16 protein-coding genes, 1 tRNA gene and 1 rRNA gene are annotated in these 26,971 nt (G+C 70.5%); 13 read left to right on the forward strand and 5 right to left on the reverse strand.

The window, feature by feature from the left end; all coding sequences use genetic code 11:
- Both rrf and ACH4D5_RS21690 read left to right on the forward strand, forming a co-directional pair.
- Positions 1–93, forward strand: a 5S ribosomal RNA gene (gene rrf, locus ACH4D5_RS21685); the annotation flags it as partial.
- 116 nt (positions 94–209) lie between these two features.
- Complete coding sequence (locus ACH4D5_RS21690) at positions 210–881, forward strand: DegT/DnrJ/EryC1/StrS family aminotransferase (RefSeq protein ID WP_398305999.1); 672 nt, start codon at positions 210–212, stop codon at positions 879–881.
- Between the two features lie 39 nt (positions 882–920).
- Here the strand turns inward: ACH4D5_RS21690 and ACH4D5_RS21695 are convergent, their stop codons facing one another.
- Entirely contained in the window at positions 921–1,793 is an 873-nt protein-coding gene (locus ACH4D5_RS21695; protein WP_398304909.1) for an alpha/beta hydrolase family esterase, read from the reverse strand.
- 158 nt (positions 1,794–1,951) lie between these two features.
- Here ACH4D5_RS21695 and ACH4D5_RS21700 point away from each other — a divergent pair.
- A tRNA-Thr gene (locus tag ACH4D5_RS21700) sits at positions 1,952–2,024 on the forward strand.
- Positions 2,025–2,108: 84 nt separating this feature from the next.
- Here ACH4D5_RS21700 and ACH4D5_RS21705 read toward each other — a convergent pair.
- Positions 2,109–4,730: a SpoIIE family protein phosphatase gene (locus ACH4D5_RS21705; protein WP_398304912.1), complete on the reverse strand. Its 2,622-nt coding sequence runs from the start codon at positions 4,728–4,730 to the stop codon at positions 2,109–2,111.
- Between the two features lie 446 nt (positions 4,731–5,176).
- On the opposite strand from ACH4D5_RS21705, the gene ACH4D5_RS21710 reads away from it, so the two are divergent.
- From ACH4D5_RS21710 to ACH4D5_RS21755, 10 genes are all read left to right on the forward strand, one after another.
- Positions 5,177–10,585 (forward strand): HAMP domain-containing protein, encoded by a 5,409-nt coding sequence (locus ACH4D5_RS21710; protein WP_398304915.1) that lies wholly within the window; start codon positions 5,177–5,179, stop codon positions 10,583–10,585.
- 244 nt (positions 10,586–10,829) lie between these two features.
- On the forward strand, positions 10,830–11,513 hold the full coding sequence (locus tag ACH4D5_RS21715) for a two-component system response regulator (protein ID WP_069886868.1): 684 nt from the start codon (positions 10,830–10,832) through the stop codon (positions 11,511–11,513).
- 146 nt (positions 11,514–11,659) lie between these two features.
- Complete coding sequence (locus ACH4D5_RS21720) at positions 11,660–14,473, forward strand: DNA translocase FtsK (protein ID WP_398304918.1); 2,814 nt, start codon at positions 11,660–11,662, stop codon at positions 14,471–14,473.
- A 212-nt stretch (positions 14,474–14,685) separates the two neighbouring features.
- On the forward strand, positions 14,686–15,618 hold the full coding sequence (locus ACH4D5_RS21725; protein ID WP_398304920.1) for a helix-turn-helix domain-containing protein: 933 nt from the start codon (positions 14,686–14,688) through the stop codon (positions 15,616–15,618).
- 149 nt (positions 15,619–15,767) lie between these two features.
- Positions 15,768–17,240, forward strand: coding sequence for a 30S ribosomal protein S12 methylthiotransferase RimO (rimO, locus tag ACH4D5_RS21730; protein WP_398304922.1), 1,473 nt, complete (start codon positions 15,768–15,770; stop codon positions 17,238–17,240).
- Positions 17,237–17,935, forward strand: a complete 699-nt coding sequence (gene pgsA / locus ACH4D5_RS21735) for a CDP-diacylglycerol--glycerol-3-phosphate 3-phosphatidyltransferase (protein ID WP_398304925.1) — start codon at positions 17,237–17,239, stop codon at positions 17,933–17,935. The genes rimO and pgsA overlap by 4 nt, the downstream gene beginning before the upstream one ends.
- A 68-nt stretch (positions 17,936–18,003) precedes the next feature.
- Positions 18,004–18,615: a CinA family protein gene (locus ACH4D5_RS21740; RefSeq protein ID WP_398306002.1), complete on the forward strand. Its 612-nt coding sequence runs from the start codon at positions 18,004–18,006 to the stop codon at positions 18,613–18,615.
- 109 nt (positions 18,616–18,724) lie between these two features.
- Positions 18,725–19,102 carry a helix-turn-helix transcriptional regulator gene (locus ACH4D5_RS21745; protein WP_361166030.1) on the forward strand — a complete coding sequence of 126 codons (378 nt, stop codon included), beginning with the start codon at positions 18,725–18,727 and terminating at the stop codon, positions 19,100–19,102.
- Between the two features lie 215 nt (positions 19,103–19,317).
- Entirely contained in the window at positions 19,318–19,788 is a 471-nt protein-coding gene (locus ACH4D5_RS21750) for a Dps family protein (protein ID WP_398304928.1), read from the forward strand.
- 305 nt (positions 19,789–20,093) lie between these two features.
- Entirely contained in the window at positions 20,094–20,435 is a 342-nt protein-coding gene (locus ACH4D5_RS21755; RefSeq protein ID WP_398306005.1) for a hypothetical protein, read from the forward strand.
- On the opposite strand, the gene ACH4D5_RS21760 is transcribed toward ACH4D5_RS21755, so the two are convergent.
- The 3 genes from ACH4D5_RS21760 to ACH4D5_RS21770 all read right to left on the reverse strand — a co-directional run bounded on the left by ACH4D5_RS21760 (position 20,383) and on the right by ACH4D5_RS21770 (position 26,943).
- Entirely contained in the window at positions 20,383–21,213 is an 831-nt protein-coding gene (locus ACH4D5_RS21760) for an SDR family NAD(P)-dependent oxidoreductase (protein WP_398304931.1), read from the reverse strand. The two genes, ACH4D5_RS21755 and ACH4D5_RS21760, sit on opposite strands and share 53 nt — an antisense overlap.
- A gap of 69 nt (positions 21,214–21,282) precedes the next feature.
- Positions 21,283–22,083 carry a DNA-formamidopyrimidine glycosylase family protein gene (locus ACH4D5_RS21765; RefSeq protein ID WP_398304934.1) on the reverse strand — a complete coding sequence of 267 codons (801 nt, stop codon included), beginning with the start codon at positions 22,081–22,083 and terminating at the stop codon, positions 21,283–21,285.
- 174 nt (positions 22,084–22,257) lie between these two features.
- Positions 22,258–26,943 carry an ATP-dependent helicase gene (locus ACH4D5_RS21770; RefSeq protein WP_398304937.1) on the reverse strand — a complete coding sequence of 1,562 codons (4,686 nt, stop codon included), beginning with the start codon at positions 26,941–26,943 and terminating at the stop codon, positions 22,258–22,260.
- Positions 26,944–26,971: the final 28 nt, after the last annotated feature.

Consider the following 26,971-nt stretch of genomic DNA (forward strand, 5'->3'; position numbering starts at 1 on the left):
ACGCCCGGTTACATTCCGAACCCGGAAGCTAAGCCTCATAGCGCCGATGGTACTGCAGGGGGGACCCTGTGGGAGAGTAGGACGCCGCCGAACTCATCTTGATAAGAGCTGGTCCCTGAACTTCGGTTCAGGGACCAGCTCTTTTTTGTTTTGCGTTACTTGCCGTTCACGTTGCGCAGCCAACCTCCGTAGGCATGGGGACAGTTGGAATGTTGCGCGCCGCGGGTGTCGGTACCGGCGACGAGGTCATCGTGCCGGCCTACGGGAACGCCGAGGTCGCCGAGGACGTGATCCTCGCCGGAGCGATGCCCGTCTTCGCTGACATAGAGCCGGCCACGTACTGCCTCGACCCCGATGCCGTCGCCGCCGTGGTGACCCCGCGTACGGCCGCCGTCGTGGTCGTGCACCGCTTCGGTCACCGGGCCGACGTACGGCGACTGCGAGAGCTGGGGCAGCGGCAGGGGCTTCTCGTCCTGGAGCAGCTGGAACAGGGCGAGTCGGAGACTCCGTCCGACGGGCTGGAGCTCCGGCGTGCGCATGCCGCGTACCTCAGCGGGCGGCTCAGCGGAGTCGTGACGCCCGACGAAGGCGAAGGGCACAGCTTTCAGGAGTACGTCGTGCGCGTGCCCGGGAACGGGCGGCCCGACCGGGACGCTTTCGCGCGTGCCGTCCGGGCCAAGGGCATCGACTGCCGGGTGCCGGTGAAGACGCCTGTGCACCGCACGCCGCGGTTCTGGCGGGACATACAGCTGCCGGAGACCGAGCGGGCGGCCGACGAGACGCTGGCACTGCCGGCCGGCGCGTCGATGACGCGGCGCGACCTCCAGCGCGTCGTGTCCGCGTGCAACGCGCTCGGTGGGCTACTGCAGCCGGCCTTCTGACTTCGCTGCCGGCCTTCTGAACCCGCTAGGAGTCCGCCTTTAAGAGGCCGCCTTGCTGTGGGACTTGAAGAATTCCCACATCAGGTCCGTCGCGTCGACGCCCGCCGTCGGGTCGGACATTCCGCCGCCCGCGCCGTTCGGCCAGGAATGGCCCATGTCCGGCAGCCGGTAGACGACCACGTCCGAGCCGTCACGGCACTTCGCTGTCGTCTTCCTGATGTTGTTCTTCAGTTTGCCCGGTCGGCCCGGCTTGCAGGACAGGCGTCGCTGCCAGGTCTTGATGCCCTCGTCCATCGCCGCATAGTGCTTGTCGAGCCCGCCCAGGAACGTCAGCACCGATACCGGGGTCTTCGGCATGTACGACGCGTCCTCCGCGTCGCTCCCGAGATATCCGCCGCTGACCGGGGCGATGGCCGCGAAGGTGTCGGGGAGTTCGACGGCGAGTTTGTACGCCATGTCGCCGCCGTTGGAGATGCCGGTGGCGTACACGCGGTCCGGGTCGGCGTTCCACGTGCCGGTCAGCCGCTTCGTCATCGTACGGATGAAACCCACGTCGTCCTCGGAGCCGCAGCAGATCATGGCGTTGAAGCCTTTGTTGAGCCCGTCGGGATAGGCGACGAGGAAGTTCTCCTTGTCCGCCTTGGCGCTCAGGCCGCTGATCGCGGCAGCGGCTCTGCCGTCTCCCGGATAGGGGTGCATGGCGATGACGAGCGGGAGCTTCTCGGTGCGCCGGAAGCCGGGTGGCGCGTGGACGGTATAGACGCGCTTCTCGCCCTTCCAGGAGATCGTGACCTTCTGGGTGCCGGGACGCGGGGTTTCCGCGGCGGCCGGCTTCTTGGTGGACTTCGGGGCCGAGTTGTCGTCGTCGGACCCGCAGGCCGCGAGCGGCAGGAGCAGGGCGGCGAGAGCCATGGGCAAGGCGTGCCGCAAAGGTGTACCGGTTCGGGTCGGCATGCGCGCAGAGTGGCAGCGCCGGGAAGGGCGGTCCAGAGGAAGGGGCGGTTCGAGGCAGCTTCGATTTCAGGTATGATCTATTCCGTTGCCGAGGGGAAAACCCCGAAGCGCAGCAGGCCCCTATAGCTCAGTCGGTAGAGCGTCTCCATGGTAAGGAGAAGGTCAGCGGTTCGATTCCGCTTGGGGGCTCAAGTAATGAAGGCCTCCGCCCAGTTGGGCGGGGGCCTTCGTCATGTCCGGGGCACACCCTGCGGTCGGTGCGCCCCGGCGCGGTCAGTCCTTCTGGAGGCCGGGGACCCGCATCGCGAGGATCGCCATGTCGTCCGAGGGGGCGTCCGTCGCGAAGCGCTCCACCGCGCGCATGATGCGCGCCGCGACCGCGCCCGCCGTCAGGCCCGTGCAGGTCGTGAGGACGTCCGCCAGGCCGTCGTCGCCGAGCATGCGGGTGCCCTCGCGGCGCTCGGTGACGCCGTCCGTCACACAGAGCAGGACGTCGCCCGGGTCGAGCGTCATCGTCTGCTCGTACAGTTCGAGGTCGTCCATGACGCCGAGCAGGGGCTGCGGTTCCGCGTACGGCTCCACGGTGCCGTCCTGGCGGAGGCGGAGCGGCAGCGGATGGCCGGCGCAGACGATCTTCAGGACCGCCGAGCCGTCCTCCTGGGGCCACAACTCGCCGTAGAGGAGGGTGAGGAAGCGGCTGCGGGAGCCCTCGTCGAGGATCGCGGCGTTGAGGCGCTCCAGGACCGCGGGGCCGCCGAAGCCCTCACGCGCGAGCAGGCGCAGGGCGTGCCGGGCGAGACCCGTGACGGCCGCTGCCTCCGGGCCCGTGCCGCAGACGTCGCCGATCGCGAAGCCGTACGCGCCGTCGCGGATGGGGAAGAGGTCGTAGAAGTCACCGCCGACCTCGTTGCCCTCGCCGGCCGCGCGGTAGATGACCTCGACCTCGACGCCCGGGACCTGTGGGAGCCCCGGCGGCAGCAGGCTGCGCTGGAGGGACTGGCTGATGGCCATGCGCTCGGAGTAGAGACGGGCGTTGTCGAGGGCGAGGGCCGCCCGGCGGGAGAGATCTTCGGCCAATTCGAGGATCTCTTGGCGGAAGTGTTCGTCGGCGGGCTTACCGAGGGTGAGCATGCCGATGACGCGGTTGCGGGCGACCAGCGGGAGGACCACCGTCTCGCCGCCCACCGCCGACGCGGTGGAGAGCGTCGTGCCGATGCCCGAGCCCAGCGTCATGGGCTCGCCGAGGCCCACGCTGCGCATGGAGGTGCGCAGGGCCGCCTGGTGCGCGGCTTCGGAGGGGGCTGCCCAGACGCGGGCGCCCGGGGTCGGCACCGGATCCGGCGGGGCGATCTTGGAGAGCAGGGCCTTGAGGCCGTCGATGCGCTCCTCGTCCTCGTGCAGGACGTACGACAGATAGGGCTCGGCCGACTGGTCCGCGATGGTGTAGACGGCGCACCAGGTGGCGAGCGTCGGGACCGTCATCTGGGCCATGAGGGCCAGGGTCTGGTCGCGGTCGAGGGTGCCCGCGAGGAGGTCGGAGGCCTCGACGAGGAAGGAGAGCGAGCCGCGGCGGAGCCGCTCCAGCTCGCCGAGGCGCGCGGACTCCACGGCCAGGGCGATGCGGTCGGCGGCGAACTGGAGGCGCAGGGCCTCTTCGTTCGAGTACCGGCCGGAGGCCTCGGCGGCGACGCCCAGCGAACCGGTGAGGCGGCCCTCCACCTTCAGCGGGACGGTGACGACGGAGCGCATGCCCGTGCCTTCGAGGAGGGGGACCGCTCCCGGGACCACCGTCAGATCCTCGTGAACGGCCGGCATACGGGCGGAGCCGTAGCGTCCGGGGGCCGACTCGACCTGGACGCGGGCGAAGCGCTGGCGGGCCGACGGCAGGCCCGTGGAGGCGCGGACCTCCAGCTCCGTCTCGTCGTCGGTGGCGAGAAGCAGGAAGGCCGCGTCGCCGTCGAGCATGTCGCGGGCGCGCTCCACGGTGCGCTGGAGCAGTCCGTCGAGGTCGTCGGGGGCAGGGGAGCCGATGAACACCTCGAAGGGGTCCGCGGTGTGCGACTCGCTGCGGGCGCCCGGCTCCGGAGCGGCGCCGCGCAGCGGGGTCTGGAGCACGGCGCGCTCGTCGTCGCGCACGAGCAGGCAGACCGTGGACGGTTCGCCGTCGGCGTCGCGGACGCGCAGGTGCGAGGCGTAGACGGGGATGACGCGGCCGTGGGCGCCGCGGACGCCGTAGCTGCCCTCCCAGCGGGAGAGCCGCAGCGCCTCGGCGATGCCGGTGCTGGTGCCCGGGGTGTGCGGCCAGGCCGCGAGGTCCATGAGCGGCTTGCCCACGACCTGCTCGGCGGCGTACCCGAAGAGTTCTCCGGCGTCTTCGTTCCAGGCGGAGATCGCGCCGAGGCGGTCGATCTGGATGACGGCGACGCGGACCCTGCCGTCGGCGATGGGCAGCAGGTCGGCCGGGAGCGAGGGGCCCGCGGTGCGGGTGCCCACGGGGCGGTGGGGCAGGTCGAGCTGGAACCAGACCTGCTTGTGGGTGGGGCTGTAGTCGACGCCCCAGCGGGTGGCGAGCGCGGCGCAGAGCTGGAGGCCGCGGCCGCCCTCGCGGTCCGGGCTGCCCATGTTGACGGAGGACTGCTGAAGCGGGATCTCGCGTTCCGGATAGCGGTCGGAGACCTCGATGCGGACGGCGTCCTCGCTGCGAAGGCACTCGACGTCGGCGGCGGTGCCGGCGTGCACCACGGCGTTGGTGACCAGCTCGCTGGTGAGGACGACGGCGTCGTCGACGATGTCGGAGAACCCCCAGCCCTGGAGGGTGTCGCGCACGAAGGAGCGGGCCGTCGCGACGGAACGCCCGACGGGTTCGAAGGTGGCAGCCGCACGCGCGGTGATCACAGCACTCCTCGTACGAGTATCGACGGCGTCGACAGTGGCGATTGTCTCGACGCCCAGTTCTCCCGAACCCATGGTGCGGCCGCCCCTCCGATGCCCGCTTGTTTCGTGTACCACCGCCCTGGCCGGGCAGGACCGGGGTGGTTGGACAGCCGGATGCAAGGTTACTTACCTTCGCCGTCCATGCTGATGCCGGTCGTCAGTGTTTCCGCCCGGAGGGTGTGCGGACGGTGTGCGAAGCTGCCGAACTGTTATGGCCTGGTTCGGCCATGGTGAAACACTGGGCAAGCTTCATGGGACAGGTCAGAACAACCCGAGCAGTACCGGTCGACCCTTGCGGGAGGGACACAGTGGAGTCTGGCGCAGCGACGCGGGGCACAAACACGCGCGCGAAAGACGGACAGTCCCTGAACAAACAGCGCAAACCGCGCAACGGGACGACGGCTTCGGTGGACGCTGCGGCTCTGAACAGGCTGCTCGCGGCCCTGGTGGCGATGCGGGACGGCAACTTCCGCAAGCGGCTCACGGTCTCCGGCGACGACGTCATGTCGGAGATCGCGGCCGTTTTCAACGAGGTGGCCGACCGGAATCTGCACCTGACGGGCGAGCTTTCGAGGGTGCGGCGCACGGTCGGACGTGAGGGAAAACTCACGGAACGGCTCGAGACCGGAGCGAGCGAGGGCTCCTGGGCCGCCGCGATCGACGCGTCGAACGCGCTCGTAGACGATCTCGTACGACCGGTCTCCGAGGTGGGCCGGGTCCTCTCCGCGGTGGCGGAGGGTGACCTTGAGCAGCGCATGGAGCTGCGGGCGCAGGGTGCCGACGGAAACGGTCATCCGCTGCGCGGGGAGTTCCTGAAGGTCGGGCGGACGGTGAACAACCTCGTCGACCAGCTGTCCACGTTCACGGACGAGGTCACGCGGGTGGCCAGCGAGGTCGGCACCGAGGGCAAGCTCGGCGGGCAGGCCAGGGTGCGCGGGATGTCCGGGTCGTGGAAGGACCTCACGGACTCCGTGAACACCATGGCGTACCGGCTGACCGCCCAGGTGCGGGACATCGCGCTGGTGACGACGGCGGTGGCGAAGGGCGACCTGTCGCGGAAGGTCACCGTCCATGTGGCGGGCGAGATGCTGGAGCTGAAGAACACCGTCAACACGATGGTGGACCAGCTGTCGTCGTTCTCCTCCGAGGTGACGCGCGTCGCCCGGGAGGTCGGCACGGAGGGCGAGCTCGGCGGCCAGGCGCAGGTGCCGGGTGTGGCGGGTGTGTGGAAGGACCTCACCGACTCGGTGAACCTGATGGCCGGCAACCTCACCGCCCAGGTGCGCGGGATCGCCGAGGTCACCACGGCGGTCGCGAGCGGTGACCTGTCCCGGAAGGTGACGGTGAGCGCGCGCGGCGAGGTCGCCCAGCTCGCCGAGACGATCAACCAGATGACCGAGACGCTCCGTACGTTCGCGGACGAGATCACCCGCGTGGCGAACGAGGTCGGGGCCGAGGGCCAGCTCGGCGGTCAGGCCAATGTGCCGGGAGCGGCGGGCACTTGGAAGGACCTGACCGACTCGGTCAACACGGTCTTCCGCAACCTCACCACGCAGGTGCGGGACATCGCGACGGTGACGACGGCGGTCGCGAACGGCGACCTGTCGCAGAAGGTCACCGTCGATGTCGCGGGCGAGATGCTCGAGCTGAAGAACACCGTGAACACGATGGTCGACCAGCTCTCGGCCTTCGGTTCCGAAGTGACGCGGGTGGCGCGGGAGATCGGTGTCGAGGGTGAGCTCGGCGGCCAGGCGCAGGTGCAGGGCGCGGCCGGTACGTGGAAGGACCTCACCGACTCGGTGAACACCGCCTTCCGCAACCTCACCGGACAGGTGCGGAACATCGCCCAGGTGACGACGGCGGTCGCGAACGGCGATCTGTCGCAGAAGGTCACGGTGGACGTCTCCGGAGAGATGCTCCAGCTGAAGAACACCGTGAACACGATGGTGGACCAGCTGTCGTCCTTCGCCGACCAGGTCACGCGGATGGCGCGCGACGTGGGCACCGAGGGCCGCCTCGGCGGTCAGGCCCGGGTGGACGGCGTGAGCGGTACGTGGAAGGACCTCACGGACTCCGTCAACTTCATGGCGGGGAACCTGACGTCGCAGGTGCGTCAGATCGCGCAGGTGACGACGGCCGTGGCGCGCGGTGACCTCTCGCAGAAGATCGAGGTCGACGCGCGCGGCGAGATCCTGGAGCTGAAGAACACCATCAACACGATGGTCGACCAGCTCTCCGCCTTCGCGGACCAGGTGACCCGGGTGGCCCGCGAGGTGGGCACCGAGGGGCGCCTCGGCGGTCAGGCGCAGGTGCCCGGCGTGGCCGGTGTGTGGCGCGATCTGACGGACTCCGTGAACGGCATGGCAGGGAACCTCACCGCGCAGGTGCGGAACATCGCGCAGGTCGCGACCGCGGTGGCCCGCGGTGACCTGTCGCAGAAGATCGACGTGGACGCGCGCGGCGAGATCCTCGAGCTGAAGAACACCCTGAACACGATGGTGGACCAGCTGTCCGCCTTCGCCGAGCAGGTCACGCGGGTCTCCCGCGAGGTGGGCACCGACGGCATCCTGGGCGGTCAGGCCGAGGTCCAGGGCGTCTCGGGCACCTGGAAGGACCTCACGCAGTCCGTGAACGGCATGGCGAACAACCTCACCTTGCAGGTGCGGAACATCGCCGAGGTCACGACGGCCGTCGCCATGGGCGACCTCTCCAAGAAGATCACCGTCGACGCAAAGGGCGAGATCCTCGAACTCGTCACGACCGTCAACACCATGGTCGACCAGCTGTCCTCGTTCGCCGAGCAGGTGACGCGTGTGGCCCGCGAGGTGGGCACGGAGGGCCAGTTGGGCGGCCAGGCGCGCGTGCCGGGTGTCACGGGCATCTGGAAGGACCTGAGCGACAACGTCAACCTGATGGCCAACAACCTGACCAGCCAGGTGCGGAACATCTCCCAGGTCTCGGCGGCGGTCGCCAACGGCGACCTCACCAAGAAGGTCACGGTCGAGGCGCGCGGCGAGGTCGCGCAGCTCGCCGACACGGTGAACACCATGGTGACGACGCTGAGTTCGTTCGCCGACGAGGTCACGCGCGTGGCCCGCGAGGTGGGCACGGACGGCATCCTGGGCGGCCAGGCGCGCGTGCCGGGCGTCTCCGGTACGTGGAAGGACCTCACCGAGTCCGTGAACTCGATGGCGTCCAACCTGACCGGCCAGGTCCGCAACATCGCGATGGTCACCACCGCGATCGCCAAGGGCGACCTGACCAAGAAGATCGACATCGATGCCCGGGGCGAGATCCTGGAGCTCAAGACCACCATCAACACGATGGTCGACCAGCTGTCGTCCTTCGCCGAGCAGGTGACCCGCGTGGCCCGCGAGGTGGGCACCGAGGGCCAGCTGGGCGGTCAGGCACGCGTGCGGGACGTCGACGGCACGTGGCGCGACCTCACCGAGTCCGTGAACGAGATGGCCGGAAACCTGACCCGTCAGGTGCGCGCCATCGCGAAGGTCGCCACCGCGGTGACCCGAGGCGACCTCAACCTGAAGATCGAGGTCGACGCGGCGGGTGAGATCCAGGCCCTCCAGGACAACATCAACACGATGATCGCGAACCTCCGCGACACGACCCTGGCCAACAAGGAGCAGGACTGGCTCAAGGGCAACCTCGCGCGGATCTCCGGCCTGATGCAGGGCCGCCGGGACCTGGAGGACGTCGCCTCGCTGATCATGAGCGAGCTGACGCCCGTCGTCTCCGCGCAGCACGGCGCGTTCTTCCTCGCGATGCCGACGGACGACGCCCAGGACCTCGGGGGCGACCAGGAGGACGCGTACGAACTGCGCATGCTCGGCAGTTACGGCTACTCCATGGGGTCCATGCCGACGTCCTTCCGGCCCGGCGAGACCCTCATCGGGACGGCCGCCAAGGAGCGGCGCACCATCCTCGTGGAGAACGCGCCCTCCGGCTATCTGCGGATCGCGTCCGGCCTCGGTGAGGCGCCGCCCGCGCAGGTCATCGTGTTGCCGGTGCTCTTCGAAGGGACCGTCCTCGGCGTGATCGAGCTGGCTGCCTTCCAGCCCTTCACGCAGATCCAGAAGGACTTCCTCAGCCAGATCGCCGAGATGATCGCGACGAGCGTCAACACGATCAGCGTCAATACGAAGACCGAGGTGCTGCTCAAGCAGTCGCAGAAGCTGACCGAGCAACTGCGCGAGCGCTCCGCGGAGTTGGAGAGCCGGCAGAAGGCGCTCCAGGACTCGAACGCGGAGCTGGAGGAGAAGGCCGAGCTGCTCGCCCAGCAGAACCGTGACATCGAGGTCAAGAACACCGAGATCGAAGAGGCCAGGCAGGTCCTGGAGGAGCGGGCCGAACAGCTCGCGGTCTCGATGCGCTACAAGTCCGAGTTCCTCGCGAACATGTCGCACGAGCTGCGCACACCGCTCAACTCCCTGTTGATCCTCGCCAAGTTGCTCGCGGACAACGCCGACGCGAACCTCACCCCGAAGCAGGTCGAGTTCGCCGAGACGATCCACGGGGCGGGCTCGGACCTGCTGCAGCTGATCAACGACATCCTCGACCTGTCGAAGGTCGAGGCGGGCAAGATGGATGTCTCCCCGACGCGCATCGCACTCGTCCAACTCGTCGACTACGTAGAGGCCACTTTCCGGCCGCTGACCGCCGAGAAGGGCCTCGACTTCTCCGTACGGGTGTCTCCGGAGCTGCCCGCGACGCTGCACACGGACGAACAGCGCCTGCTGCAGGTGCTGCGCAACCTCCTGTCCAACGCGGTGAAGTTCACCGACTCCGGAGCGGTCGAGCTGGTGATCCGGCACGCCAGCAACGACGTGCCCAACGCGATCCGCGAACAGCTCCTGGAAGCCGGTTCGCTGCGCGACGCCGACGCCGACCTGATCGCCTTCTCGGTGACGGACACCGGCATCGGCATCGCGGCCAGCAAGATGCGGGTCATCTTCGAGGCGTTCAAGCAGGCCGACGGCACGACCAGCAGGAAGTACGGCGGCACCGGCCTCGGGCTCTCCATCAGCCGGGAGATCGCACGGCTGCTCGGTGGCGAGATCCACGCGCAGAGCGAGCCGGGCCGCGGCTCCACCTTCACGCTCTATTTGCCGCTGCACCCGAGCGAACTGCCGCCCCAGGGTTACGCCCAGCTGGCGCCCGCGCCGCAGTCGCGCGAGCTGCCCGCCCTGGAGGAGGCGCCCGCGGCCGAGGAAGCGGAGCGGCAGCCGGCACCCCCGGCGCACCGCGAGGAGCCCACGAGCCCTGCCGCGCTGTTCCGCAGGAGGCGCCGTGCCGCGCCCGTCCAGGAGCCCTCGTCGCTGCCGGGACAGCCGGCCCCCGGCGCCCCGGAGGCCCAGCGGACGCAGGAGCCGTGGCCCAACGCGGGCCAGGAGACACCGGTCGCGCCGCGGACCGGTTTCCAGTTCGGCGGCGAGAAGGTCCTGATCGTCGACGACGACATCCGCAACGTCTTCGCGCTCACCAGCGTCCTGGAGCAGCACGGTCTGGCGGTGCTGTACGCGGAGAACGGCCGCGAGGGCATCGAGGTGCTGGAACAGCACGACGACGTGACGGTCGTTCTGATGGACATCATGATGCCGGAGATGGACGGGTACGCGACGACGACGGCGATCCGCAGGATGCCGCAGTTCGCCGGACTCCCGATCATCGCGCTTACCGCGAAGGCGATGAAGGGCGACCGGGAGAAGGCGATCGACTCCGGAGCTTCCGATTACGTCACGAAGCCGGTCGACCCGGATCATCTGTTGTCGGTGATGGAGCAGTGGATGCGCGCTCAGTGACCGAGAACCGGCGTCGTCACACGGAGTTGCTGACAGAGTGTGGCCGAGGTCGTGTAGAACCGCGGTATTCGGGGAACCTTCTGGTCTCCCACCGCGTTTCTGCTACGTGCACAGTGACATCGCGGTGACAGGGTGTGGCGACAAGCGGGGTGCGGCTACGATGACCGGCACAAGGACGGGCGGCGCAAGGGAGTCGTCCCCTGGGGCGGCGCCCGGTGTACCGCCGGGGCGAGGAGGGCGGGCCATGGTGCAGAAGGCCAAGATCCTCCTGGTCGATGACCGGCCGGAGAATCTGCTGGCGCTGGAGGCCATCCTCTCTGCGCTCGATCAGACACTGGTGCGGGCATCGTCCGGGGAGGAAGCGCTCAAAGCACTACTCACGGACGACTTCGCGGTCATTCTGCTGGACGTCCAGATGCCGGGAATGGACGGTTTCGAAACCGCGGCGCACATCAAGCGGCGGGAGCGGACCCGGGACATCCCGATCATCTTCCTCACCGCCATCAACCACGGGCCGCATCACACCTTCCGCGGCTATGCCGCCGGCGCGGTGGACTACATCTCCAAGCCGTTCGACCCGTGGGTGCTGCGCGCGAAGGTGTCGGTGTTCGTCGAGCTGTACATGAAGAACTGCCAACTGCGGGAGCAGGCGGCGCTGCTGCGTCTCCAGCTCGAGGGCGGCGGCAAGGCCGCGGCCGGGGACGCGAAGGAGCCCGCGGGTCTGCTCGCGGAGCTGTCGGCGCGGCTCGCCGCGGTCGAGGAGCAGGCCGAGGCGCTGTCCAAACAGCTCGACGACGAGTCGGCGGACGCGGCGGCGGTCGCCACCGCCGCCCATCTCGAACGCAAACTGACCGGTCTGCGGCGGGCTCTTGACGCCCTGGAGCCGGGCACCGGCAGCGGCGCCCCCTCGGTCCCCTCGCAGAACTGACGCGGCACGGAGCCTCACTGACGAGGTTTCGTGCCGGGTCCACCCGGTGAACCACCGTCAGTTCTCGGCCTCCGCAGGGACGACACGAACGGGTGAAGCAGTAGGCACACGTGTCCACAGTGGTCGGCAACGGTAACCTCACACCCATGGCCTCACGTCAGCCCGCAGCCAAGAAGACGCCCGCGAAGAAGGCGGCCGCGCCGACAAAGGCTCCGGCGAAGAAGGCCGCTGCCAGACCGCCCGCGAAGAAAGCCGTGGCGAAGAAGGCGCCCGCGAAGAAGGCACCGGCCAAGAAGATCGCCGCGAAGCCCGCGCCCAAAGCGGCGCCCAGCCCCACAGGGGGCGTGTACCGGCTCGTGCGCGCCGTCTGGCTGGGCCTGGCGCACGGGGTCGGCGCGATGTTCCGCGGCATAGGACGCGGCGCCAAGGGCCTCGACCCCGCCCACCGCAAGGACGGCCTCGCGCTCCTGCTGCTCGGCCTGGCGCTGATCGTCGCCGCGGGCACCTGGTCGAATCTCCGCGGCCCGGTCGGCGACCTCGTCGAGATCCTGGTGACCGGCGCCTTCGGCCGCCTGGACCTGCTCGTGCCGCTGTTGCTCGGCACCATCGCCGTCCGCCTCATCCGGCACCCGGAGAAGCCCGAGGCGAACGGCCGCATCGTGATCGGTCTGTCCGCCCTCGTCATCGGCGTGCTCGGCCAGGTCCACGTCGCCTGCGGCTCACCGGCCCGCAGCGACGGCATGCAGGCGATAAGGGACGCCGGCGGCCTCATCGGCTGGGGCGCCTCCACCCCCCTGATCTTCACCATGGGCGAGATCCTCGCGGTGCCGCTCCTGGTGCTCCTCACCGTCTTCGGGCTGCTCGTCGTCACGGCGACGCCCGTCAACGCCATCCCGCAGCGGCTGCGGCTGCTCGGCGTCAGGCTCGGCGTGATCCAGCCGGCACCCGAGACCGTCGAGGGCTACGAGGGCTACGAGTACACGGACGACGAGCGCTATGAGGAGCAGTGGCGCGAGGCGCTGCCCGCCCGTCCCTCGCGCCGCCGCGGCCCCGCCCCCGGCCAGTACGACCCCGACCAGGCCGAGGAGCAGGCGCTCTCCACCCGTCGCAGGCCGCGCCGGGCCCCCGTACAGCCGGACATGGACCGGCCGATGGACGCCGTGGACGTGGCCGCCGCCGCGGCGGCCGCCCTGGACGGCGCGGTGATGCACGGCATGCCGCCGTCGCCGCTGGTCGCCGATCTGACGCAGGGCGTGTCGGGGGAGCGGGAACAGCGCGAGGAGCGGGAGCAGACGGCCCCTGTACCGACCGCGCGCGCCACGGACGCGCCGGTGCCCGGCAAGCTCAAGAAGAAGCCGCAGAAGCCCGCTGACGGCGCCGACAGGGCGGGCGGCGCCTCCGGACCCGTACCGGACCTCACCAAGGCCGCGCCCGAGCCCGAGCGCGAGCTGCCGCCGCGCGCCGAGCAGCTGCAGCTCGCCGGGGACATCACCTACGCGCTTCCCTCGCTCGACCTCCTGGAGCGGGGTGGCCCGGGCAAGACCCGCAGCGCCGCCAACGACGCGGTCGTGCACTCGCTGACGAACGTCTTCACCGAGTTCAAGGTCGACGCGGCCGTCACCGGCTTCACGCGCGGCCCGACCGTCACGCGCTACGAGATCGAGCTCGGCCCCGCCGTGAAGGTCGAGAAGATCACGGCACTGGCCAAGAACATCGCGTACGCGGTCGCCTCCCCGGACGTCCGGATCATCTCGCCCATCCCCGGCAAGTCCGCGGTCGGCATCGAGATCCCGAACACCGACCGCGAGATGGTCAACGTCGGCGACGTGCTGCGCCTCGCGGACGCGGCCGAGGACGACCACCCCATGCTCGTCGCGCTCGGCAAGGACGTCGAGGGCGGCTACGTCATGGCGAACATGGCGAAGATGCCGCACATCCTGGTCGCCGGTGCCACGGGATCCGGCAAGTCGTCCTGCATCAACTGCCTGATCACGTCGATCATGATAAGAGCGACGCCCGAGGACGTCCGGATGGTCCTCGTCGACCCCAAGCGCGTCGAGCTCACCGCGTACGAGGGCATCCCGCACCTGATCACGCCGATCATCACCAACCCCAAGCGGGCCGCCGAGGCGCTCCAGTGGGTCGTACGCGAGATGGATCTGCGCTACGACGACCTCGCGGCGTTCGGCTACCGACACATCGACGACTTCAACCAGGCCGTCCGCGAGGGCAAGCTCAAGACGCCCGAGGGCAGTGAGCGGGAGCTCCAGCCCTATCCGTACCTGCTGGTGATCGTCGACGAGCTCGCCGACCTGATGATGGTCGCGCCGCGCGACGTCGAGGACTCGATCGTGCGCATCACGCAGCTCGCGCGCGCGGCCGGCATCCACCTGGTGCTCGCCACCCAGCGGCCCTCCGTGGACGTCGTGACCGGCCTGATCAAGGCGAACGTGCCGTCGCGGCTCGCCTTCGCGACCTCCTCGCTCGCCGACAGCCGCGTCATTCTCGACCAGCCCGGTGCGGAGAAGCTCATCGGAAAGGGTGACGGCCTGTTCCTGCCGATGGGGGCGAACAAGCCCGTCCGTATGCAGGGCGCGTTCGTCACCGAGGACGAGATCCACGCGGTCGTGCAGCACTGCAAGGACCAGATGGCGCCCGTCTTCCGGGACGACGTCACCGTCGGCACCAAGCAGAAGAAGGAGATCGACGAGGACATCGGCGACGACCTCGACCTGCTGTGCCAGGCCGCTGAACTGGTGGTATCCACCCAGTTCGGGTCCACGTCCATGCTGCAGCGCAAGCTGCGCGTCGGCTTCGCCAAGGCCGGCCGGCTGATGGACCTGATGGAGTCCCGCTCCATCGTCGGGCCCAGCGAGGGCTCCAAGGCGCGTGACGTTCTTGTGAAACCTGACGAACTGGACGGAGTGCTCGCCGTGATCCGCGGGGAGGCTCAGCCATAAGGGTGGGAGAGGCTCACCCATAAGGGATCGACAGGCAACCGTTTCCTCTCGACACACGTCAAGTTGAGGAAGAGAAGAGCACGATGTCCCACCATCAGGATGTCCGGCCATTCTGATGGCGTACAAAGTCCGTCCGTCCGGTTGCCCCACCCTTTCAAGACCCGCCTAAACTGAACCTCCGGCAGGTGGCTACACGCTCGAAAGGCGCCCCCGTGTCCATCGGTAACTCCCCTGAAGACGACCGACCTTCGGACGACCGCCTCGACCGCCCCGACCACGTCGCGGACGGCCCTGACCATGCCGCGGAGAACATCCCGGCAGACGAGACCCGGACCGGCGAACAGCAGGCGGCCGAGCGCCCCTCGATCGGCCGTGTCCTGCAGCAGGCCCGTGTCGCCTCCGGCCAGACCGTCGACGAAGTCAGCTCCTCCACGCGCGTGCGCATCCCGATCGTGCACGCGATCGAACAGGACGACTTCTCCCGGTGCGGCGGCGACGTGTACGCCCGCGGCCACATCAGGACGCTGGCGCGCGCCGTCGGACTCGATCCGGCCCCGCTGATCGCGCAGTACGACGAGGGCCACGGCGGCCGTCCGCCCGCGCCCACGCCGGCGGCGCCCCTCTTCGAGGCCGAGCGCATCCGCTCCGAGCCGCGCAGGCCGAACTGGACCGCCGCCATGGTCGCCGCGATCGTCGCGGTGATCGGCTTCGTCGGCTTCACCGCGTTCAGCGGCGACGACGGCGACGACGGTTCGAAGGCGGTGGCCGAGGGCTCCGCCCCCGCGAGCACCAAGCCCGCGGAGAAGCCGAAGCCCAGCAAGCCCGCCAAGCCCGCCGACCCCAAGCCCGACCCGTCGGACAGCGCCATCGCCGGTGTCCCGCGCGACAAGGTCACCGTCAAGGTCGACGCCGCGGACGGCCGCAGCTGGATCTCGGCCAAGGACCACAGCGGGCGCACCCTCTTCGACGGCGTCCTGGAGCAGGGCCAGGACAAGACGTTCCAGGACAAGCAGAAGATCGACCTCGTCCTCGGCGACGCGGGCGCGATCAACCTGTACGTGAACGGAAAGCCGGTCGAGAACGAATTCGAGCCCGGCACGGTGGAGCGCCTCAGCTACACGAAGGGCGACCCCCAAGCAGGCTGACCGGCCCCCTGAAGGGTGCTGACAAGCCGCCGACCAGCAGAGCTCCACGAGACACGGTGACGGGCGGGTGACGTACCGGCGGCCGGTGGCGGACCGGCCGGTAACCCTCGCGGCCGGTGCCGAGGCGCGGACGAAGTAGTCTTGAGACCATGCCTGAACGCCGCACCGTCGCCCTTGTCACTCTTGGCTGCGCCCGTAACGAGGTGGACTCGGAGGAGCTCGCAGGCCGCTTGGAGGCGGATGGCTGGCAGCTCGTCGAGGACGCCGAGGACGCGGATGTCGCCGTCGTCAACACCTGCGGCTTCGTCGAAGCCGCCAAGAAGGACTCCGTCGACGCCCTCCTCGAAGCCAATGACCTGAAGGGCCACGGCAAGACCCAGGCCGTCGTCGCGGTCGGCTGCATGGCCGAGCGGTACGGCAAGGAGCTCGCCGACGCGCTGCCCGAGGCCGACGGCGTGCTCGGCTTCGACGACTACTCCGACATCTCCAACCGCCTGAACACCATCCTCAGCGGTGGCAGTGTCGAGGCCCACACCCCGCGTGACCGGCGCAAGCTGCTGCCGATCAGCCCCGCCGAGCGACAGGCCGCCGGAGCCGGGGTCGCCCTGCCCGGGCACGCCCCCGCGGAGGCGCCGCAGGACCTGCCCGAGGGCGTCGCGCCCGCGTCGGGACCGCGCGCCCCGCTGCGCCGCCGCCTCGGCAGCAGCCCCGTCGCCTCGGTGAAGCTGGCCTCCGGCTGCGACCGGCGCTGCTCGTTCTGCGCCATTCCTTCCTTCCGCGGCTCCTTCATCTCGCGCCGCCCCTCCGACGTCCTCGGTGAGACCCGCTGGCTCGCCGAGCAGGGCGTCAAGGAGGTCATGCTCGTCTCCGAGAACAACACCTCGTACGGCAAGGACCTCGGCGACATCCGGCTCCTGGAGACGCTCCTGCCCGAGCTGGCCGCCGTCGACGGCATCGAGCGGGTGCGCGTCAGTTACCTGCAGCCCGCCGAGATGCGGCCCGGCCTCATCGACGTCCTCACGTCGACGGAGAAGGTCGCCCCGTACTTCGACCTGTCCTTCCAGCACTCCGCGCCCGGCGTGCTGCGCGCCATGCGCCGCTTCGGGGACACCGACCGCTTCCTGGAGCTCCTGGACACCATCAGGAGCAAGGCGCCGCAGGCCGGCGTGCGCTCCAACTTCATCGTGGGCTTCCCCGGCGAGAGCGAGTCGGACCTCGCGGAGCTGGAGCGGTTCCTGACCGGCGCACGCCTGGACGCCATCGGCGTCTTCGGGTACTCCGACGAGGAGGGCACCGAAGCGGCCACGTACGACCAGAAGCTCGACCAGGACGTCGTCGACGCGCGGCTCGCGCACATCGCGCGGCTCGCCGAGGAGCTCACCTCGCAGCGTGCCGACGAGCGGCTCGGCGAGACCGTCGAGGTCCTCGTCGAGTCCCTCGACGAGGAGGAGGGCCCGCTCGGCAGAGCCGCGCACCAGGCCCCCGAGACGGACGGCCAGATCCGCCTGACGGGCGCCGCGGCCGATGACGGGCTGCAGGTCGGCCGTATGGTCGTGGCAAAGGTCGTCGGCACGGAGGGCGTGGACTTGGTGGCTGAGTGTCTCGAGGAGGCCGGCAGATGACCGGTGTCCCGGCATCCGCGGGCGGCTCCGGCGCGCAGGGCGCTTCGAGCGCCAAGCCGGTGCGCGGCGGAAAGCTGGGCGCCGCGGCGGTCGATCAGGCCAGCCTGTGGAACGTCGCGAACCTGCTGACCATGCTGCGGCTGCTGCTCGTGCCCGGCTTCGTGATGCTGCTGCTCGGCAACGGAGGGTACGACCCGGCCTGGCGCTCGTTCGCCTGGGCCGCCTTCGCCGTCGCCATGATCACCGACCTCTTCGACGGCCACTTGGCGCGCACGTACAACCTGGTCACGGACTTCGGGAAGATCGCCGACCCCATCGCCGACAAAGCGATCATGGGCGCCGCGCTGATCTGTCTGTCCTGGCTCGGCGACCTGCCCTGGTGGGTGACGGGAGTGATTCTCGGGCGCGAGCTCGGGATCACGCTGCTGCGTTTCTGGGTGATCCGTTACGGGGTCATTCCGGCCAGCCGCGGCGGAAAGATGAAGACGCTGGCGCAGGGCACCGCCGTCGGGATGTACGTTCTCGCCCTGACCGGCCCGCTCGCCAGCCTGCGGTTCTGGGTGATGGCGGTCGCCGTGGTGCTGACCGTGGTGACCGGGCTCGACTATGTGAAGCAGGCCGTCGTGCTGCGCAGGCAGGGCATGGCCGAGGCGCGTGCGGCGGCCGCTGAGTCCGCCCGGGAGGCCGCGAAGTGACGTTCCCCGGGGTCTCGGGCGCTGAGCTGTCGGTGCAGTCGGTGCAGTCGGTGCAGTCGGTGCAGTCAATGCAGTCGGCCGGTGAGCTGCCGGCGAGCGCACTGGTGCGTCTGCTCGCCGCGCGCGGCGAGACGCTCGCCGTCGCCGAGTCGCTGACCGGGGGCCTGGTGGCCGCCGAGATCACGTCGGTGCCCGGGGCCTCGAAGGTCTTCCGGGGGTCCGTGACCGCTTACGCCACGGAGCTGAAGCGGGACGTGCTCGGGGTCGACGGCACTCTGCTGGACGAGCGCGGTGCGGTGGATCCCGAGGTCGCGCGGCAGATGGCGGACGGTATCCGCGAGGTGCTCGGCGCGGACTGGGGACTGGCGACCACCGGGGTCGCCGGGCCCGACCCGCAGGACGGACAGCCGGTCGGAACGGTGTATGTGGCGATTTCGGGGCCGGATATCGCGGTTTCGAGGCCGGAAACCGTGGTTACCGAGTCAGAAGTCGAAAGCATGCGCGGTTACGCCGATGGCGGACCGCGTGGGAAAGTTGCCGCCCTGCGGTTGAACGGTGACCGTTCGGAAATCCGTATGGAGAGTGTACGGAGCGTGCTCACGTTGCTTCTCGAGCAGCTATCCGGAGAACGTGCCGAGAATGGGCGGGCACAGGATACGGAACAGAACGGGGGGAATTGATGTTTGCAGCCCTGAGTGAACACGACATCGCTCCCCGCACGGCCGCCGCGCAAGGCGGTACGGTGGGGCGTGAAGGATGCGGCTACGCGGTCCGAGGAGGGAGCCACCGATGATTCTGCTCCGTCGCCTGCTGGGTGACGTGCTGCGTCGGCAGCGCCAGCGCCAGGGCCGTACTCTGCGCGAAGTCTCCTCGTCCGCCCGAGTCTCGCTCGGCTATCTCTCCGAGGTGGAGCGGGGGCAGAAGGAGGCTTCCTCCGAGCTGCTTTCCGCGATCTGCGACGCGCTTGACGTACGGATGTCCGAGCTCATGCGTGAAGTGAGCGACGAACTGTCGCTCGCCGAGCTGGCTGAGTCTGCAGCAGCAGTCCCCGAGCCGGTGCGCGCACCGGTTCGCTCGATGCTCAATTCCGTCTCCGTGGCCGGAGTGCCACCGGAACGGGTCACGATCAAGGCACCCGCGGAGGCGGTCGACGTCGTCGCCGCGTGACGCGGCGCTGCCCTGAGCAGCTCCGAAGTGTGTGGAAGCCCCTGCCGGGTACCCGGTAGGGGCTTCTGCGTCGTATGAGCAGAGGTTTTCGTGTTTTACGTGTTGTGCCGAGGTGGTACCCGAGGGGCTGGATGGCCCCGAATCGACCTATTTGCAGCTTTTATGCCATGGTTGGTGGGGATTTACCTCATTCGCTCGTGAGTTGGAGGAGACAGATGTACGCCGTGAAGAGCCCGCTGTCCGAGGGAGATCTGAAGACGGTCTCCGAGGCCCTGCAGGGCGCACTCGTGGACCTCGTCGACCTGTCCCTGGTGGCCAAGCAGATCCACTGGAACGTGGTCGGCCCGCGCTTCCGCTCCGTGCACCTGCAGCTCGACGACGTCGTCGACACGGCCAGGCAGCACTCCGACACCGTCGCGGAGCGCGCCTCCACGCTCGGCGTCTCGCCGGACGGGCGCGCGGCGACCGTGTCGCAGAGCAGCGGGATCGGAAAGGTCCCCGAGGGCTGGGTCAAGGACGTGGACGCGGTCGGGACGCTCGTGGACGCGCTGGGTGCGGTCATCACCCGGATGCGGGAACGCATCGACGCGACCGGTGAGGCGGACCCGGTCACCCAGGACATCTTCATCCAGATCTCGGCCGATCTGGAGAAGCACCACTGGATGTTCCAGGCCGAGAACAGCTGACGCGTTCGGCACGCCCCGGCCGGGAATGCAATCGGCCGGGGCGTGCTGTGTGAGGGCGTCTGGTGGGCGAGGCGGCTGGTGGGTGAGGCGTTTGCTGAGCGAGGCGTCTGCTGGGTGAGGCGTTTGCTGGGTGAGGCGTCTTCTGTGGGGCGGTCCGCCGTTCGTGCGCTGTGGGCCGGTCTCGTGCTCGGTTTCGTGCTTCCGGCGCCGCGAGTACGCCCTCCCGGGGAGTGAACCCCTGCGTTTAGCGTCGACCTCGCGTTGGGCGGGAGGTGGCATCTGTGGCAGCCGTGAGCGGGAGGACCGTGACATGGCGGGCCGTGCGATGGGTGTCTGTCCTGGCGCTCGGCGCGTTGTGGTGGTGGGGCGTGCTGAGACTGGCCTTCGCGCCCGATGCCGGGGTGCTGGAGGGGGCGGTCGCGGCCGGCGGATGGGGATTGAGCGTGCTCCCCGTGCACTGTGTGCCGAAGGCGCGCGCCGAGGGCGAGGTGGCGGCGGCCAGGCATGGTGGCAGGCGGCAGGTTCCCTCCGTAGCCGCCGGGACGTCGGACGGAGGGCGGTGGTGGCCCTGGGGCACGAGGACGCGTGCCGGCGCTACCAAGGCATGGCGACGCCGCCGTTGGGGCGGAGGATCTGGCCCGTCGTGAAGGACGCGGCGTCGGACGCCAGGTGCAGCACGGCGTGAGCGATGTCGTCCGGTTCGCCGACGCGGCCGAGGGGTGACATGCGCTCCATGAGTCCCTCGGTGTGGCGCTGGGCCTGTGCGTGGTTCTGGTCCTGAGTGTCGTGCCGGGCCGTCATGGGCGTGCGGATCCAGCCCGGTGCGACGGCGTTGACGCGGATGCCGTGCGGGCCGACCTCCGTGGCCAGGGTCTTGGTGAGCTGGACGACGGCCGCTTTGGACGCGCCATAGCAGAGGAGGCCGGGGCCGCCGGTGTCGACGGCGCCCGAGGCCATGGTGACGATGCTGCCGCCGGATCCTGCCTCGATCATGACGCGGGCCGCGGCCCGGCAGGCGTACAGGACGCCCTTGAAGTTGATGTCCAGGACGCGGTCGAGGTCTTCGTCGCGGGTCTCCAGGACTGTGCTGTTGTGCATGACGCCGGCGATGGCGGCGAGGATGTCGAGGCGGGGGATCTGGGGGGCGGCTGTGTCGGCCGGTGTGGCTGTGGAGATCGTTGCCGCTGCCGTGATGGCCTGTTCGACCTGTGTTCTGTCGGCCACGTCCAAGGGGTGGGTGTGTGCGGTGCCGCCTGCCGCCTTGATGTGGGTGGCGGTCTCGTGGAGGCCCTGCTCGTCCCGGTCGGCGCAGTGGACGGTGGCGCCCGCCTCCGCGAGGAGCAGGGCCGTCGCACGCCCGATGCCGCTGGCGGCGCCGGTGACGAAAGCGGTGCGTCCGGTGAGGTCGTACGCCTTGACGGGCATGACGGGACGGTACGGCTATTTCTGACGGAGCGTCAACTAGGCGGTGTGGGTGCGGGGTTGTCGGGAAGGCTACTGGGTCGGGCCGCGCTGGCAGGTGGGGCACCAGTAGGTGGGGCGGCTGCGGGAGCCGTCGCCCTGCTCGCCGACGCGGATCGGGGTGCCGCAGCGCATGCAGGGACGGGGCGCGCGCCCGTACACGAAGAGGCGCTGGCCGTTGACGTCGCGGCCCGTGGTGGTGCGGGAGGGCCGGTTGCGATTGGCTTCCAGGAGCTTCTTGGAGAGGGCGGGGAGTCGGGCGGCCTTTTCCTCGGGGAGCTCGCCGATCGGGAGCCACGGGGTGACGCCCAGGATGAAGCAGATCTCGCTCTTGAAGACGTTGCCGATGCCCGCGAGATTGCGCTGGTCCAGAAGGGCCTCGCCGAGAGGTCGCTCAGGTGCGGCCAGGAGGTTGCTCAGGGCGCGCTCCGGGTCCCAGTCGGGGCCGAGGAGGTCGGGGCCCAAGTGGCCGACGGCCTTGTCCTCGTCGGTGGTGCGGAGCAGTTCGAGGACGGGCAGGCGGTAGCCGACGGCGGTGCGCTCGGCGGTGCCGAGGATCGCCCGGATCTGGTGCCCGGGGCCGCCGCGCCACCGCTCACCGGGGTCGAACAGCCGCCAGGAGCCGTCCATCCGGAGGTGCGAGTGCAGGGTGAGGCCGCCCTCGATGCGGGTGAGGAGGTGCTTTCCGCGCGGGGTGACGTCCAGGACGGTGCGCCCGGTGAGGTCGACCGTCGCGAGCTTGGGCACGCGGAGGTCGGAGCGCGTGAGGATGTGCCCGGCGAGGGCGGAGTCCAGGCGCCGGGCCGCCTGGTGGATGGTGTCACCTTCGGGCATGGGTCCAGGGTGGCATGGAGGGGGCGCGAGTGCCGGGGCTCGGGTACCGGGGCGCGAGTGCGGGTGTCGGTGCGCGCCTGGGTGCGGGTGTCGGTGCGCGCCTGGGTGCGGGTGACGGTGCGTGCGTGGGTGCGGGTGAGGGTGCCCGCGCGGGTGCGCTCGTGATGTGCGTCGTCACGCGCGCAGGCGGAGGCCGCGTGGGGTGGCGTGGAAGCCGGCTCCTTCCAGGAGAGGGGCGAAGGGGGACGTCAGGGCGGCGGAGCCGTTCACCCGCTCCACGGTGACCGTGCCGAGGGAACCCGCTCGGGCGGCCGCGGCCAGCGCTTCGGCGGCGGCGTGCAGCCTGGGGTCGTCGGCGACCGGGTTCTCCGGAGTGGCGGGCCAGGCCAGCAGTGTCTTGCCGCCGCGCTCCATGTAGAGCGTCAGCTCGCCGTCGACGAGGATGACGAGGGAGCCCGCCTTGCGGCCGGGTTTGTGACTCGCGCCGTTCGGTGGCTCGGGCCAGGGCAGGGCTGCCCCGTACGCGTTGGCAGGGTCCGCGGCGGCCAGGACGACGGCGGCCTGGGCGTCGGAGGGGCGTGAACCGTCCGTACGATCCCGGGCGTTCGCCGTGGCGCGCAGGCGGTCCACCGCGCCGTCCATCGCGAACTGTGCTGCGCCAAGGCCCTCGACGACATAGCCGCGGCGCGCCTGCCCGCTGTCCTCGAAGGCCGACAGGACGCGGTACGTCGCCGAGAAGCCGCCCTCGACCCCTTCGGCCGCCACCGCGCCGCGGGTCACCACGCCGTGCCGGTCCAGGAGGGCGCGGGCCAGGGCGTGGGCGCGCAGGGTCGGGTCGGGCTCGCGGGAGGGGAGCAGCGACCAGCGGCCCGCGACGGTGGGAGGGCCGCTGCGGGAGGCGGTGCGGGCGGCCGCGGTGAGGCTTCCGTACCGCCCGCGCGGGGTGCTGCGCTTGGCGCGGTGGGCTGTGGCTCCCGCGGTGCGGCCGGAGCCGAGGAGGGAGCGCATCGGGCCGAGTGTGTCGTTCGTGAGGAGGCCCGACCAGGCCAGCTCCCAGATGGCGTCGGCCAGCTGTGGATCCAGGGCGTCCGGGTGGGTGGTGGCGCGGACCTGGTCGGCGATCTGGCGGAAGAAGAGGCCGTATCCCCCGGAGAGGGTGTCCAGGACCGACTGGTGCAGGGCGGTGAGCTCCAAGGGGTGTGGGGGAGGCAGGAGCAGGGGCGCGGTGTCGGCCAGGTAGAGGGAGACCCAGCCGTCCTTGCCCGGCAAGGAGCCCGCGCCGGCCCAGATGACCTCGCCGGCCGCGGTCAGCTCGTCGAGCATGGCCGGGTGGTAGCCCGAGACGCGCGAAGGGAGCACGAGCTTCTCGAGCGCGGAGGCGGGGACGGTGGCGCCCTGGAGCTGTTCGACGGCGCGTGCCAGGCCGTCGATGCCGCGCAGGCCGTGTCCGCTCAGGTTCTGCCACTGGGGCAGGAACTGGGCGAGCGCGGCCGGCGGCACCGGCTCCAGCTCGTGCCGCAGGGCTGCCAGGGAGCGGCGGCGCAATCGGCGCAGTACCGCGGCGTCGCACCACTCCTGGCCGATGCCCGCCGGGTGGAACTCCCCCTGCACCACGCGGCCGTTCGCCGCGAGGCGTTGCAGGGCGCCCTCCGTGACCGCCGCTCCCAGGCCGAAGCGGGCGGCGGCGGTGGCGGACGTGAACGGGCCGTGCGTCCGCGCGAAGCGGGCGAGGAGGTCGCCGAGAGGGTCCTTGACGGGCTCGGTGAACGCCTCGGGGACGCCTACGGGCAACGCCGTGCCGAGGGCGTCGCGCAGCCGGCCCGCGTCCTCGATCGCCGCCCAGTGGTCCGCGCCGGCGATGCGGACCCGGATCGCGCGGCGGGCGGCCGCGAGCTCCTCGGCCCAGCCCGGCTCGGCGCCGCGCTCGGCCAACTCCTCCCCGGTGAGCGGCCCGAGGAGCCGCAGCAGGTCGGCGACGCCTTCGGGGTCCTTGACGCGGCGGTCTTCGGTACGCCACTGAAGCTCCTGCTCCAGCTCCGTCAGGACGTCCGCGTCGAGCAGCTCGCGCAGCTCCGCCTGGCCGAGCAGCTCCGCGAGCAGCCGGGAGTCCAGGGAGAGTGCCGCCGCGCGCCGCTCGGCGAGGGGGGAGTCGCCCTCGTACAGGAACTGGGCGACGTACCCGAACAGGAGGGAGCGGGCGAAGGGGGAGGGCTCGGGCGTGGTCACCTCGACGAGGCGGACGCTGCGGGCCTCGATGTCGCCCATCAGCTCCGTCAGTCCCGGTACGTCGAAGACGTCCTGGAGGCACTCCCTGACCGCTTCGAGGACGATGGGGAACGAGCCGTACTCGCTGGCGACCTCCAGGAGCTGGGCGGCGCGCTGGCGCTGCTGCCACAGCGGGGTGCGCTTGCCGGGGCTGCGGCGCGGCAGCAGCAGCGCGCGGGCGGCGCATTCGCGGAAGCGCGAGGCGAACAGTGCCGAGCCGCCCACCTGGTCGGTGACGATCTGGTTGACCTCGCCCTTGTCGAAGATCACGTCGCCGGCGCTGACCGGGGCCTTCTCCGCGTCGTACTCCACAGGGGGCGCGGTGGGCTCTTGGTCGAGCAGGTCGAAACCCATCAGGTCGGCGTCGGGCAGCCGCAGCACGATGCCGTCGTCGGCGTGCATGACCTGTGCGTCCATGCCGTACCGCTCGGTGAGGCGGGCGCCGAGGGCGAGGGCCCACGGGGCGTGCACCTGGGCTCCGAAGGGGGAGTGCACGACGACCCGCCAGTCGCCCAGCTCGTCGCGGAACCGCTCGACGACGATCGTGCGGTCGTCCGGGATGTGCCCGCAGGCCTCGCGCTGCTCCGCGAGGTACGCCAGGACGTTGTCCGCGGCCCAGGAGTCCAGGCCCGTGGCGAGGAGCCGCCCGCGCGCGTCCTCCTGGGAGAGCGCGCCGACTTCTCGGAGGAACGCGCCCAGAGCGCGGCCCAGCTCCAGCGGGCGGCCCAGCTGGTCGCCCTTCCAGAAGGGGAGGCGGCCCGGGACGCCGGGGGCGGGGGAGACGAGCACCCGGTCGCGCGTGATGTCCTCGATGCGCCAAGAGCTCGTGCCGAGCGTGAAGACGTCGCCCACCCGGGACTCGTACACCATCTCCTCGTCGAGCTCTCCGACCCGGCCGCCGCCCTTCTTGGGGTCGGCGCCCGCGAGGAAGACTCCGAAGAGGCCCCGGTCGGGGATGGTGCCTCCGGAGGTGACCGCCAGGCGCTGCGCCCCCGGCCGCCCGGTGACCGTGCCCGCCACGCGGTCCCAGACCACGCGCGGACGCAGTTCGGCGAACGCGTCGGAGGGATAGCGCCCCGCGAGCATGTCCAGGACCGCCGTGAACGCGGACTCCGGAAGCGAGGCGAAGGACGCCGCCCGGCGGACCACCGCCAGCAGGTCGTCGACCTGCCAGGTGTCGAGCGCGACCATCGCCACCAGCTGCTGGGCCAGCACGTCCAGCGGGTTGGCCGGGATGCGGAGGGACTCGATGGAGCCGGTGCGCATCCGCTCCGTGACGACGGCGGCCTGGACCAGGTCTCCGCGGTACTTCGGGAAGACGACTCCCGTGGAGACAGCGCCCACTTGGTGTCCCGCCCGGCCCACGCGCTGCAGCCCGGAGGCCACCGACGGCGGCGACTCGACCTGCACGACCAGGTCGACCGCGCCCATGTCGATGCCCAGCTCCAGGCTGGACGTGGCGACGACGGCCGGCAGCCTGCCCGCCTTCAGGTCCTCCTCGACCTGTGCGCGCTGCTCCTTGGAGACGGAGCCGTGGTGGGCGCGGGCCAGGAGCGGCGGGGCGCCCTTGGCGGCACCCGACTCGGCCATCAGCTCCGCCGGGGAGTGGTCTTCGGGGAGTGCTTCGCCGGTCGCTCTCTCGTACGCGATCTCGTTGAGCCGGTTGCAGAGGCGCTCGGCCAGGCGGCGGGAGTTGGCGAACACGATCGTCGAGCGATGGGCCTGCACGAGGTCGGTGATGCGCTCCTCGACATGCGGCCAGATCGACGGGCGCTCCGCCTCGGCCCCCGCGCCGTCCTTGGAGTCACTGGCCGGGGACCCGCCCAGCTCCCCCAGATCCTCCACAGGAACGACCACCGACAGGTCGAACTCCTTGCCGGACGGCGGCTGGACGATCTCGACCTTGCGCTTGGGGGACAGATAGCGCGCCACCTCGTCGACCGGGCGCACCGTCGCTGACAGGCCGATGCGGCGCGCGGGCTTCGGAAGCACCTCGTCGAGCCGCTCCAGGGACAGGGCGAGATGGGCGCCGCGCTTGGTGCCCGCGACCGCGTGCACCTCGTCGAGGATCACTGTCTCGATGCCGGTCAGCGCGTCCCGCGCGGCCGACGTGAGCATCAGGAAGAGCGACTCGGGCGTGGTGATCAGGATGTCCGGTGGGCGGGTCGACAGGGCCCGGCGCTCGGCGGGCGGGGTGTCACCCGAGCGGATGCCGACCCGCACCTCGGGCTCGGGCAGGCCGAGCCGCACCGACTCCTGGCGGATGCCGGTCAGGGGGCTGCGCAGATTGCGCTCCACGTCGACCGCGAGGGCCTTCAGCGGTGACACGTACAGCACCCGGCAGCGCTTCTTCGGGTCGGCGGGCGGCGGTGTCGAGGTCAGCTGGTCGAGCGCGGCGAGGAACGCGGCCAGGGTCTTCCCGGAGCCCGTGGGCGCGACGACCAGCACGTCGGAACCCTCGGAGATGGCGTGCCACGCCCCGGCCTGCGCGGAGGTGGGCGCGGAGAAGGCCCCCGTGAACCAACCGCGGGTCGCGGGGGAGAATCCGGCTAGGGCGCTGGGGGCGCCGGGCGCACTGGACGCGGAGCTGACCATGCCCCCATCGTGCACCCCACCACTGACA

This window comes from Streptomyces sp. NPDC018029, assembly GCF_044327655.1.
Lineage (GTDB): Bacteria > Actinomycetota > Actinomycetes > Streptomycetales > Streptomycetaceae > Streptomyces.

Excerpts from the sequence above, each read along its gene's own strand:
- ACH4D5_RS21690 (WP_398305999.1), top strand. The coding sequence starts at position 210 with ATGTTGCGCGCCGCGGGTGTCGGTACCGGCGACGAGGTCATCGTGCCG.
- ACH4D5_RS21695 (WP_398304909.1), bottom strand. The coding sequence starts at position 1,793 with ATGGCTCTCGCCGCCCTGCTCCTGCCGCTCGCGGCCTGCGGGTCCGAC.
- ACH4D5_RS21715 (WP_069886868.1), top strand. The coding sequence starts at position 10,830 with ATGGTGCAGAAGGCCAAGATCCTCCTGGTCGATGACCGGCCGGAGAAT.
- ACH4D5_RS21720 (WP_398304918.1), top strand. The coding sequence starts at position 11,660 with ATGGCCTCACGTCAGCCCGCAGCCAAGAAGACGCCCGCGAAGAAGGCG.
- rimO (WP_398304922.1), top strand. The coding sequence starts at position 15,768 with ATGCCTGAACGCCGCACCGTCGCCCTTGTCACTCTTGGCTGCGCCCGT.
- pgsA (WP_398304925.1), top strand. The coding sequence starts at position 17,237 with ATGACCGGTGTCCCGGCATCCGCGGGCGGCTCCGGCGCGCAGGGCGCT.
- ACH4D5_RS21740 (WP_398306002.1), top strand. The coding sequence starts at position 18,004 with ATGCAGTCGGCCGGTGAGCTGCCGGCGAGCGCACTGGTGCGTCTGCTC.
- ACH4D5_RS21745 (WP_361166030.1), top strand. The coding sequence starts at position 18,725 with ATGATTCTGCTCCGTCGCCTGCTGGGTGACGTGCTGCGTCGGCAGCGC.
- ACH4D5_RS21750 (WP_398304928.1), top strand. The coding sequence starts at position 19,318 with ATGTACGCCGTGAAGAGCCCGCTGTCCGAGGGAGATCTGAAGACGGTC.
- ACH4D5_RS21760 (WP_398304931.1), bottom strand. The coding sequence starts at position 21,213 with ATGCCCGTCAAGGCGTACGACCTCACCGGACGCACCGCTTTCGTCACC.
- ACH4D5_RS21765 (WP_398304934.1), bottom strand. The coding sequence starts at position 22,083 with ATGCCCGAAGGTGACACCATCCACCAGGCGGCCCGGCGCCTGGACTCC.
- ACH4D5_RS21770 (WP_398304937.1), bottom strand. The coding sequence starts at position 26,943 with ATGGTCAGCTCCGCGTCCAGTGCGCCCGGCGCCCCCAGCGCCCTAGCC.